An 11,411-nucleotide genomic window follows, 5' to 3' on the forward strand; every position below is an offset into this window, starting at 1 on the left:
CTGTAGCACAGTCACGAATAGCTATCCATGTTGGTCGCCCAAAACCTGCCGGTCTGCACCTGAGAGGTGGATCCTTGGAGGATTTTCATTTCCTAGCCGGACCGATCACGCAGCCCACATAAGCACCAGGCATATTCTCGCCTTGTTGACGAGTGGGTCACGGGGATCGGACTTCCCGGCGAAGATTATGGCACCCGCTTTCTGCGCCGAACCAAGGCGTCGATCATCTACAAGGCGACTGGAAATCTCCGCGCCGTCCAGATTTTGCTTGGGCACACGAAGATCGAAAGCACGGTCAGATACCTCAGCGTGGCGGCTGCTCAGCGCCCTTCCCAGTCACTCAGCGCCCCAGTTTCGCTCCCCAACCACGGACCGGCAGCTTTCCCATTTTCCTGCCGAGAGGATGGCCGTGAAGAGACCTGCCGGTTTCAGGCGCTTCACAGTCAGGGGGCTGTCTTTCTGGCCAAGAATCCCTGCATAGCAAGCCACGCGGTGAATTCGTCTAACACGAGCGTTGTAGTGGTGTTTGGCTTTCCGAGCCCGAAACCATGGCTCCCCTGCTGGTAGCCATGAATTTCTACAGGCCGCTTGGCTGCGAGCCAGGCCTGCGCAATTGGGAAGCCCATCGAGGGAAACAGGGGATCGTCGAGAGCGATTGCATCGAACATTGGCGATGCGTCTGCCGGAACGTCGATCGTTGCCTGCGGGCCATAGATGTACCCGAAGAAAGCAGGCCGTTCGCCCGACTTCGCGGCAAGGACGGTCTGGAGCGAGGTCATGGCGCCTGCCGAAAAACCGATCATGCCGACGCGGGCGGGGTCGACGCCCCATTTGGCGGCATGTTCGCGCACCATCTTCAGCGCGGCAAGGCCATCTTCAGTCGCCTGCGGATTGGTCAACACCGGTTGCTTAGTCGGATCGGGAATGCCTTCCATCATCTTGGACCATACATATTTTCCGGCTTCGGCTTCGTCCTTGGGGGTTGGCAGGAGGCGATATTTCAGAACGAACGCGGCAATACCGCGGTCTGCAAGGGCCTGAGCTACATCCCAGCCCTCGTGCGACATGGAAAGCGCCATGAAAGCGCCGCCGGGCGCAACGATCACAGCGGCGCCGGTCGCTTTGGCGGGATCGGGAAGAACCGGGGTCAAAGTGGGCCGGGTAACATTGCGTACCGCATAGGCCTTACCGAAATATCGGGCCCAGTTCTCGTTGGCGGCAGATCCGGGCGTCTTGGCGCCATAGAGCGGGATGGCGCCCGTCTCGACCGGCGCGCTTGCCGGAGCGGGGGCAGGATAGTCGGCCGGCTGCGCAGCAGCACTCCCTGCTGCTGCTACGCATGCTATTGCCATAACAAAATAGGCCATTTTGCCAGTCGCCATCCACGATCTCCCCTGTTGTTTGGAAGGTGAATGACATCTACGAACGTAAAGGGTCAAATACGCTTATTTTGCAATCCCATAGTAATTTCCTATACCTCCGCGCCTTGCACTCATGTTTGCCGGTCAGCTGTGACAATCACTGCATCGTGAAATCACGCCAGACATGAGCAAGCTACAATGCGCCGGAGCTGCGCCATATGAAGAACCCGACCCTTCCCGGTCACTCAGCTCTCGATTTTCGCTTCCGCGGTGCAGACCGTCAGATATTTCGGCGGCTGTCGACCAACTTAAGCCGTTCCTCTCAGGCTGGTAGAATGGCGGCCCCTGATAAAACCTGACAGATGGCCGCTTTGCACTACTTTAACCCAGAACCCGCGTTTCCGGAGCCGCCAACATTGCGGTCAATCCGGTTGAACGGCATAATGCGCGCGTGAGGTGGCAATTCAAATTGATGGGGCCATTGACCCTCGGGGCGCTAGCAGCTTGTAGTCCGACGACTAGCTTGCGCAACGATAGTAAGGCGACGGTCTATGTCGATATTGTCGGGAGCGGGGTGGCGCGCCCGCCATCGGCGCAAAAGCTTATCCCCGGCAACGTAATAACCGCTCCTTGGCCTCCCCAAGAAGCCAGCATACTCTATTTCGGCGACGATCCGGAGAAGCTGCAACGCTTTGCCATCGATAGGCTCTGCGACATGAGCAGGCGGAATTGCGATCTCCGCGTTTCACAACTCCCCGTGTCAAAAATTAATGGCGCCTAGCCCCGACCTTTTGGTCTTAAGGGGTCTCGATCCGTCCCCTGTACAGCGTCCGTCCGTTCATATTGTGATCAACCCAGCGATCGGCCGCTTTGATGGCGTTCGCCAGCGGACGAACCGGTTGTAGCAGGTCGTCGATGGCCCATACCGTTCCGGAACTTCCGCCCACGGCGCACCGGAACGGAAACGCCAGAGAATGGCGTTCAACACCCGGCGATCATCCACTCGGGGCACGCCGCGCGGTTTGTTGGGCAGCAACGGCTCGATGATGAGCCATTCCTGATCCGTCAATTCATACCGCCGCCGCGCCATACACCCTCCATTCCGAAGGACGCCTGAATCACGACAGGGCTGACTACTCAACTCAATTTATGAGTTTACGCCCTTAGCTTAGCATCCTGTCCGGAAAAGCGGGGCCACCTCAGAGCATCGCCGTTTCTGACGGCGCCCTGCTTCGGAACCACCGGCTGCCGATGCCCCCCTTTTCGTCGTTCCGTAGCGATTTTCCGCGCCTAGAAGCGGATCTTCGAATTATGATTGCGTCTGGGAAACTTCTTTCAAACGGCGATTGGCGTTCTTGAACTCCAGACAATCCCCCGAATTCAACTCTCGCCCAGCATCTCGCTGATTTTGGCCGACAACACTTCGATTTGGAACGGCTTCGTGATCATAGCCATGTTGGTGCCCAGGAAATCGGCGCGGATTGCGGCGTTTTCCGCGTAGCCTGTGACGAACAGAATTGGGAGTTCGGGATGATGGTCGCGGGCGATTTCTGCCAGCTGTCGCCCGTTCATGCCTGGCAGGCCGACGTCCGACACCATGAGATCGAAATGCTGGCCAGAGCGAAGCATTTCGCAGGCATGTGTGGGCTCGGCCGCTTCGAAAGTCCGGTAGCCAAGCTCCTCCAGGACATCACGGACGAGGAGCCGCACCGAGTCGTCGTCCTCGACCAGCAGCACGGACTGACCATCGCCTTCTCGTATCATGTCAGATGTCGCCGAGGCCTCGCGGTGGATCACGACATCGGCCGCGGGCAAGAAGATGCTTACGGTAGTTCCCGTACCCACCGTGGAATGGATCCTGACCTGGCCGTTCGATTGCTTGGCGAAGCCGTAGACCATCGAGAGGCCGAGACCTGTGCCCTGACCGATCGGCTTCGTCGTGAAGAAGGGCTCGAACACTTTCTCCACCATCTCTTCCTCGATGCCGACGCCGGTGTCGGAGACCGACACGATGACGTAGCTGCCCGGCTTCACGCCTGGGTGCGTCGAGCAGTACGCATCATCGAGGTCGGCCGTGCGCGTCTCGATCGTGAGCTTGCCGCCGTCCGGCATGGCGTCACGCGCGTTGATCGCAAGATTGACGATCGCGCTTTCAAGCTGGTTAGCATCGGCTATTCCGGGAGGCAGGCTTTCGGCAGGCACGATCGACAGCTCGACCTTTTCGGTCATCGTCCGTCGCAACAATTCTTCAAGCGACGAGACCAGAGCGTTGATGTCGGTGGCACGGCTGTCGAGCGACTGGCGGCGGGAGAACGCAAGCAGCCGGGCCGTCAGGCTGGCAGCGCGCTGGGCAGACGAGGCGGCGGCATCCATGAAGCGATCGATATCGTGGGTACGGCCCGAGGCGATGCGGCGCTTCATGATGTCGATCGCGCCAATTACGCCGGTCAGCATGTTGTTGAAGTCGTGGGCGATGCCGCCTGTAAGCTGGCCGACAACCTCCATCTTCTGGGACTGCCGCAAGGCGGCTTCCGCACGCTTGCGTTCGGCGGCCTCGGCTTCGAGCCGATCGAGTGCGCCCTTGAGGTCGGCGGTGCGCTCGGCCACTTGCGCTTCGAGGGTGCGAGCCGCATCCAGGAGAGCTTCTTGTGCCCGCTTCTGTTCGTCGATATCGACGATCACGGAGATCGCACCTGTTACAATGTCGTCCTCGTCCCGGAGAGGAATGCTGCCCACCCGCGTCCAGACATCTGGCCCGTTCGGCGGGTGATAGAGAAACTCCACGCCACCGAAATTCTCACCGCGAAGCGCCCGCATGCCAGGGAAGTCCTTGGGTTCGAGCCGCTTTCCATCGGCGTCCCACGCCTCCCAGCGAGGTTGGATGGTCGGATCGAGGCCCGGGATGTTGCCGTCGATGTCGAAGCGGCGGAATGCCGGGTTGACGAGTTGCGTATCCCCTGCGGGACCGATGAAAGCGACACCGACCGGCAAATTCTCGAGCAAGGTCGAGAGGCGGCGGCGCTCGGCATCGAGTTCGGCAACCTGATCGCGAAGCAGGAACTGCTTCTGCCTCGCCTTCATGGCCGACGCGATCGCGCTCAACAGGGACTCTGAACTCAGGGGGCGTTCCAGCAGGACGACGTTGGTGGCATTGTCTGGCAGCCGCCGTCTAATCGCCTCGGCGGCGATCCGGCGTCCCGCCTGACGCCCTGCGAGCAGGATGAAAGGTATGTCGGACCAGGCCGGTTGCCCCTCCAGCGCATGACGCAAGGTCCCCAGCTGTCCGGTCAGCGCTTCTTCGGTGACAAGAATGGCGCCGACATGGTCGTCGAAAGCGGCGGCCAGCTCATCGATGCTCTGGCAGATGAGGGTATCATAGCCGTTCTGCGCGAAAAGCTTGGCAACGCTTTGCGCGTCCTGCCCGTATGGGGCGGTGATGAGGACGCGATGTCCTTCAGGTGCGGTCCTATGCACCTTTTCCGCGATCTTCCATGAGAGGAGTCTGCGAGCCGACATATTCCGGCGTGCCGGTCAGGATGCCTTTGAACTCCGAAAGAGGCTCACCCACCCTCACGCCCTTCGCGTCGATGCGGAACTCGCGAATCTTGTCCTCATGGGGGCCGCTACGATTCTTGACGATGGAAATCGCCTTGCGGAGGCGGCCCTGCGCCTCGAAGAAACGGATCAGGATCACGACGTCGGCGATATAGGACACATCGAGATTGTGCCCGTGCATGTTGCCGAAGAAACCTTGCTGCGGGTTGACCAGCAAGGTCACGACGCCGGCTTGATTGAGGTACGAAAGCAACTCGTGAAGCTGCAGAATCAGCTGCTGCTCCTGCGGCATGGCTGCCAGGTAGCCGTTGAGACTGTCGATGAGGATCAATTTGGCTTTGCCCTCATTGACCTGCTCGCGCACCATGGCCGCGAACTGACCGGGCGCGACTTCGGCGGCGTCGACCTGTCGCAGGACAAGGTAGCCTTCATCGATGAATCGTTGAAGATTGATCCCGAACGCCTGCGCACGCGCCAGCAACGTGCCGACCCGCTCGTCGAATTGATAGATCGCGCAATTCTCGCCCCGCCGGCACGCGGCCGCGATATACTGGAGCGCGAGTGATGTTTTGCCCGTGCCGGCCGGTCCCGTGATGAGCGTACTGGTGCCGCGTGCGGGGCCACCGCTCAGCAGCGCATCCAGTGCCTCGATTTCGCTGCCGACCGGCTCGCCGACAAAAGGTTTATGGTGATCGGCCGCGATGAGGCGAGGAAAGACATCGAGACCGCCCTTTCGAATGATGAGGTCGTGGAAGCCTGCGACGAAATCGACGCCGCGCAGCTTCTGGACCTGGAGGCGCCGGCGCGCGGCACCGAAATCCAGAGTAAGACGCTCCAGCGTGATGACACCGTGACAGAGACTGTGCAGGTGGCTGTCCCGCTCAGCCCGTGTACCGGTCAGGTCGTCGATCAGAATCACGGTCGTCTTGAGACCGGTGAAAAACTGCTTGAGCTGGAGAAGGTGACGGCGATAGCGGAGCGGATCCTGAGCCAGAAGACGCATTTCCGAAAGGCTGTCGAAGACGACCCGCTTCGGCTTTACACGCTCCACTTCCTTCTTGATGAGGTCGATCGTGCCTCCGAGTTCCATCTCCCAGCTATGTAGAATCGACTGCTCGCGCCCGGTGCCCAATACCTCTTCGGCTGAAGCGAGCTCGAAAAGGGCTACGCCGTCGAGGTCCCAGCCATGCGATCGGGCAACGACCTCAAGCTCCTCGCTGCTTTCCGAGAGAGTGATGTAAAGGACGGCATCGCCCTGGCGCGCCCCCTCAAGGAGGAACTGGAGCGAAAGGGTTGTCTTGCCCGATCCCGGGCTCCCCTCGATCAGATAGAGGCGATTGGCGGGCAAACCTCCACCCAGGATCAGGTCTAAACCGTCATTGCCAGTCGAAATACGTTCTTCGGGTTCCATCGCCCACCTTCGTTCCGTTCCGCGAGTTAACGCTTATCGAACGAAAATGTCCCCGGTCGCAATGTCAGCCCCTTGCGGAGGTAAAGGTAACTTTGGAGGGCCCAATCGATGATGGACAGGCGGTCGCGAAATTTGGCAAGCTGACAGTCCGATATCCAAGACCGATGGAGAGGGGATGAAGAGGATCGTTGCACTGGCCGCGATGGCCGCCGCCGTTCCTGTGATCGCCGAACCACAGGTTCCGCAAAGTTCCGTAGGGCCGCACAATCGGGCGGAAGCGGTCAAAATCATTGCAGACCTGCGGGAAATCGTCAGCCCGCAGGGTTTGCAGGCGATCGAAACGGTGCCGATCGGCGGCATTGCCCAAGCCGTGTCGATCCGCAGCCAGGATTTGCGAAACCCTGTACTGATCTACTTCCATGGCGGCCCCGGGTTCGTCGAGATGCCTCTCGACTGGTGGTGGGACCGCGGTTGGGACGAGTATTTCACGGTCATTCATTGGGATCAGCGCGACGCCGGCAAGACGTACACGTTGAGCGGCGCGAGCGATCCCGCGACGCTTACGCCCGAGCGCTTCCAGGCCGATGCCGAAGAACTGGTGCAGTGGGCACGCAAGCGGTTCGGCAAGCGCAAGGTGTTCGTGCTCGGGCACAGCTGGGGCAGCATGTTGGGACTGAAACTTGCCGCCGCCCATCCCGAATGGCTCCATGCCTATATCGGAATGGGCCAACTGACGGACGGGCTGGAGAGCGAACGGCGCGGCTGGCAATGGACGCTTTCCAGGGCGCGGGCCGAGGGTAACGCACAGGCCGTGCACGAACTGGAGGCAATCGCCCCCTATGGCGCCCCTGACCATCCGCTCACCGTTCCCGCGATCCTGACGCAGCGCAAGTGGCTGGGCCATTACGGCGGCGCGGCGTGGCGGCGGCCGGGCGGCGATTTCGAGGCAGCCGCTTTCAAGCTGGCTCCGGAATACAGCGACGAGGATGTCCGCAATGCGTTCAAGGGTCAGGAACCGGTCACCCAGGCCCTGCTGCCCAAGGTTCTGGCAACCGACCTCTCGACGATCCGGCGATTGGATGTCCCGCTGCTGCTGCTGCTTGGCCGGCACGACGTGAATGTGTCGAGCGAGGTGGCAGCCGAGTGGTTCGCAGCTCTGCGTGCGCCGTCGAAGCGATTGATCTGGTTCGAGCGATCGGGGCATCACATCACGAGCGAGGAACCGGGCAAACTGCTGACGACGCTGGTGACCGAGGCCCGGCCAATCGCTGCACGTAACGGCGATGTTGCCCCTTAGATCATGCGGGGTAGATCATGCGGGTCCGGCAAACGTCGTTGACGGTACCCGAAACGTTTTCGGGACCGCCATTCCATCATGTGCCTTTGGGCAGGCGTCGGCGGACCTGTGCAGCGCCGAAGTCATCCCGAACCTCGACCGGCGCCGCCATCGCAGGTGTTGGACGCAACTATGGAGCCCCGCCGTTCTTGACGCGGGCCATCAGGCCCTCCCAGTCGAAGATCTGCGTCGCCGGCGTATAGGCTCCGGTCAGCTTCAGGGTCAGATATTTGCCTGCGCTCTTGAGATATTCGTTGCTCCCGCCCATCGCTTTCCTGGCGTTCTCCAACCCGGGCATGGCAACCGGGCCCAGGAAAGTCAGGGCGTTCAGGGCATGAAGACGGATCTGCCACGGCTGGGTCTCGCCTGAAAGATCGACGAGCGCGGTGATGGAAGGGCCGGTTTCCCCCAGCCTTGCGAGCGCTTCGCTCAATTGAATGCGCACATGGGGTGAGGTCTCGCGGGCCAGAGCGGCGATCATGTCGGCTTTGGCGGGGGAAGCCTTGTCCCCCAGGATGAGCAGTCCGATACTGGCCCAGTAGCGCAGCACTTCCACCCGGTCGGAAAGCGCGGCGCGCAGAGAGGGCAGTCCCTCCAGTCGTCCGAGACCGGCCGTGCGGGCGAGAGACATGACCTTTCCGAGCGGATAGACCGCCGGGTCGCGGCTCTCGGCCCAGCCTTCGCCCGCCATGCCCTCTGGCAGGAAGCCATTGTCGTGGATCGCGATCATATGGCCGTCGAGCGCGGCGCTCAGCGTCTTGCGGATCGCCCGATGCGAAGGGTTACGGGCCAGATTGTCCAGCTCTTCGGGATCGGCCCTGAGGTCGTAGAGTTCCTCGAACGGCTTCGGCTGGAAGAAGCGCGCCTGGGCTTCGGTCAGCTTGCCGTCGAGATAGGCCTGCTCCCATTCCTGATAGCCTTTTGCCAGCCATGCGAAGGCCTGGTGCTGGCCCAGGGGGCGATGCGGCATGTAGTTGCGGATGTAGCGCCAGCGGCCATCGGTGACGGTGCGCTGGAAGTCGATCCGCTCGTCCATGCGGTTGCGCATGCCGAAGGCGTACTTCTGGGGCTTTGCCTTGGGGCCGAGGAACGGCTGGCCGGTCATCTGCGGCGGCTGCTTCGCGCCGGCGATGGCCAATACGGTCGGGGCGAGATCGATGAAACTCACGGGCGAAGTGATCTCGGTGCCGGGGCGACCCGGCATCAGGTGCTGCCATTTGGGCGGCACGTAGACCACCATCTCGCAACGCAGACCCTCTTCGGTGCAGTAGCGCTTGGACCGCCCGAGTACCCCGCCGTTGTCGGAATAGTGGAAGACGATGGTGTTCTCGGCGAGACCGTCTGCCGCCAGTTCGGCGAGACGTTCGGCCAACTGGCCGTCCATCTTTTCCATCAGGTTGTAGTAGCTGGCAAAATCCTGACGGGTCCCTGGCGTATCCGGCAGGAAACTCGGGATCTTCACCATGTCCGGCGTCACGCGGCCCGGCGTGGGCGTGAAGATCTTGGATTCGTGGGTGGTCTCATAGTTGAAGACCGCCATGAAGGGCTGGTCCGGATTCTCGCGCGAGCGCCAATGCGCGGCCTTGCCCTGGGCGTCCCAGACGGCCTTGGGGTCTACATTGCAGTTGTAGTCCGTCTTCGCGCTGTTGGTGCAGAAGTAGCCCGCCGCCCGCATCAGTTCCGGATAGGTCTTGAACTGTTCAGGCAGCTTGCCGATGGCGCGCATCTGGTTGGCGGGCGCGCAGCTTTCCGGGTAGACGCCGGTCAGGATGCCGAAGCGCGACGGCGCGCAGACCGGGGCATTGGAATAGACGTGGCGGAACAGCAGGCCCTTGGCGGCCAGTCCATCGATCGTCGGCGTGTGGGCCAGCTTGTCGCCATAGGCGCCGACGTAGGGGTTGTTGTCCTCGCTCACGATCCACAGGATGTTGGGACGCTGGACAGGCGCGGCGGCGCGGGCGGCCGTGCCCGTCGCGGCCAATGTCGTCGCCCCGGCGATCGAACCGAGCACGGCGCGGCGCGAAACGGCGCTCACTTGCCGGTGCTCCCGATCTGGCTCTTCAGTTCGGCGCCGAGTGGCGGCGTATAGACCAGCGGCTTGCCTTCGGCCTGGGCCTTGAGCTTGGCGGGGCTGTCGGGAAGGATCGGGTCGAGCCGGTCGGTCGGGTTCGGCTTGATGTACCACGACGCGGGGAAGTCCGCAGCGCGGGTGCCGTTCACGTCGCGCCGCACTGCGCCGGTCGAAAGGCGGGCGCCATAGGGGATCATGTGCTTTCCTTCCCGGTTGGCGAGTTGCTGGTAGAGCGCAATGCGCAGTTCCTGTTTTTGGGCCGCCCACTTGGGATCGTCGACGAGGTTGTGCATTTCCTCGGGATCGGTCTTGAGGTCGTAGAGTTCGTCGGTGTCGTAGACGCCGTAATACTGGATATATTTCACGCGGTCGCGCTCGATGGCGAACGTGCCCGGCGTCATCGGGAAGTTGTATTCCCAGTAATATTCGTAAGTGAAATCGCCGGGCTTCCAGTCGGTGGGGGCCAGTTTGCCTTCCCACAAGTCCCATGCGCTGGTGCCTTCGAACTGTTGGGGGCGGCTGGCGCCCGCGACGTCGAGGAAGGTCGGTGCAAAGTCGAGATTGCGGATGCGGCCGGGATTGACCTTGCCGGCCGGAACCGTACCCGGCTCCCAGACCACCAGCGGCACCCGGATCGAGGCTTCGTAGGCGTTGCGCTTGTCGATCAGCCCATGTTCACCGACCATGTAGCCGTTGTCGGACGTGAACACGACCAGCGTGTCCTTCTCCAGATTGTTCTTGCGCAGATAGTCCATGATCCGACCAAGGCTGTCGTCGATCGCGGAAAGGGTGCCGTAGTAGTACTTGAGATACTCGGTCATCGGCACGTCGGCATTGTAGAAGAAGTCGATGCCGTGCCAGGAATTGCGCTGGTTCTGCACCCAGACCGGCTTGCCCGCGTTGTTCTCGGGCGTGTTGGCGGCGCTGGCGGGCAGGGTGAACTTCGCCTTGTCGTACTGATGCGCGTAGCGCGGCGGCGGCAGCGGGTCGGAGTGGACGCCCTTGTGGCTGAGATAGAGGAAGAACGGCTTCTTCGGGTCACGCTCCCTGGCCAGCCAGTTCATTGCGTAGTCGGTCAGCTCGTCGGTGATATAGCCCTTCTGGGGCACGTCCTTGCCGTCGACGTTTAGGTCGGGGGAGGAATGGGCGGTGGTCGCCTTGGCCGGCCAGTAGTTGCCCTGACCGATGAAGCTGACCCACTTGTCGAAGCCGGGCCGCGGGGCGGCGCTGTTGCTTCCCATGTGCCACTTGCCGAAGAAGGCGGTGTCGTAGCCGGCCTGCTGGAGATAGCTCGGGAAATAGGTGAGCCCGGCCTCGGAAGCGTCGTTATTGTCGACGATGCCGTGGTTGCGTGCGGTCTGCCCGGTCAGGATGGTCGCGCGGCTGGGGCTGCACAGGGAGGAGGTTACCACGGCGTTGGGGAAGTAGGTGCCTTCCTTCGCCATGCGGTCGATGTTCGGGGTCTTGAGCAGGCCGGGCTGGAGGAAGCCCATGCCGTCGTAGCGCAAGTCGTCGACGAGAACGAAGATGATGTTGCGCGGGCGCGCTTCCTGGGATGCGGGCGCGGCGGCAGGGGCTTTGGCCGAGGCCGGAAGCGTTGAAATCGCCATGGCCGCAAAGCAGGCGGCACCCGCAAGGGCGCGAGCGAGGACGGTGTGCTTTTTCATCGGGGTTCCT

The 11,411-nt window shown here is 61.8% G+C and carries 6 protein-coding genes and 2 pseudogenes; 2 read left to right on the forward strand and 6 right to left on the reverse strand.

Features of this window, described 5'->3' with window-relative positions:
• Positions 1–53: 53 nt before the first annotated feature.
• A pseudogene (locus AC4D6D_RS18685) lies at positions 54–312 on the forward strand (tyrosine-type recombinase/integrase); the annotation flags it as partial.
• A gap of 131 nt (positions 313–443) precedes the next feature.
• Here the strand turns inward: AC4D6D_RS18685 and AC4D6D_RS18690 are convergent.
• The 4 genes and pseudogenes from AC4D6D_RS18690 to AC4D6D_RS18705 form a co-directional block, all read right to left on the reverse strand.
• Entirely contained in the window at positions 444–1,352 is a 909-nt protein-coding gene (locus tag AC4D6D_RS18690; protein ID WP_491328767.1) for an alpha/beta hydrolase, read from the reverse strand.
• Positions 1,353–2,241: 889 nt separating this feature from the next.
• Positions 2,242–2,451, reverse strand: a pseudogene (locus tag AC4D6D_RS18695) (transposase); the annotation flags it as partial.
• Between the two features lie 290 nt (positions 2,452–2,741).
• Entirely contained in the window at positions 2,742–4,877 is a 2,136-nt protein-coding gene (locus AC4D6D_RS18700) for a hybrid sensor histidine kinase/response regulator (RefSeq protein ID WP_491328531.1), read from the reverse strand.
• Positions 4,828–6,327, reverse strand: a complete 1,500-nt coding sequence (locus AC4D6D_RS18705; protein ID WP_491328532.1) for an ATPase domain-containing protein — start codon at positions 6,325–6,327, stop codon at positions 4,828–4,830. The genes AC4D6D_RS18700 and AC4D6D_RS18705 overlap by 50 nt, the downstream gene beginning before the upstream one ends.
• Before the next feature lie 175 nt (positions 6,328–6,502).
• On the opposite strand from AC4D6D_RS18705, the gene AC4D6D_RS18710 reads away from it, so the two are divergent.
• Positions 6,503–7,624, forward strand: a complete 1,122-nt coding sequence (locus AC4D6D_RS18710) for an alpha/beta hydrolase (RefSeq protein WP_491328533.1) — start codon at positions 6,503–6,505, stop codon at positions 7,622–7,624.
• A 169-nt stretch (positions 7,625–7,793) separates the two neighbouring features.
• Here AC4D6D_RS18710 and AC4D6D_RS18715 read toward each other — a convergent pair whose 3' ends face one another.
• On the reverse strand, positions 7,794–9,698 hold the full coding sequence (locus AC4D6D_RS18715; RefSeq protein WP_491328534.1) for a sulfatase-like hydrolase/transferase: 1,905 nt from the start codon (positions 9,696–9,698) through the stop codon (positions 7,794–7,796).
• Positions 9,695–11,401 (reverse strand): sulfatase family protein, encoded by a 1,707-nt coding sequence (locus AC4D6D_RS18720; RefSeq protein ID WP_491328535.1) that lies wholly within the window; start codon positions 11,399–11,401, stop codon positions 9,695–9,697. Before AC4D6D_RS18720 ends, AC4D6D_RS18715 begins: the two co-directional genes overlap by 4 nt.
• Between the last annotated feature and the right edge of the window lie 10 nt (positions 11,402–11,411).

The organism is Novosphingobium sp. BF6, from assembly GCF_058273105.1.

Coding starts and splice junctions, on each gene's coding strand:
- AC4D6D_RS18690 (WP_491328767.1), bottom strand. CDS start 1,352: ATGGCAATAGCATGCGTAGCAGCAGCAGGGAGTGCTGCTGCGCAGCCG.
- AC4D6D_RS18700 (WP_491328531.1), bottom strand. CDS start 4,877: ATGTCGGCTCGCAGACTCCTCTCATGGAAGATCGCGGAAAAGGTGCAT.
- AC4D6D_RS18705 (WP_491328532.1), bottom strand. CDS start 6,327: ATGGAACCCGAAGAACGTATTTCGACTGGCAATGACGGTTTAGACCTG.
- AC4D6D_RS18710 (WP_491328533.1), top strand. CDS start 6,503: ATGAAGAGGATCGTTGCACTGGCCGCGATGGCCGCCGCCGTTCCTGTG.
- AC4D6D_RS18720 (WP_491328535.1), bottom strand. CDS start 11,401: ATGAAAAAGCACACCGTCCTCGCTCGCGCCCTTGCGGGTGCCGCCTGC.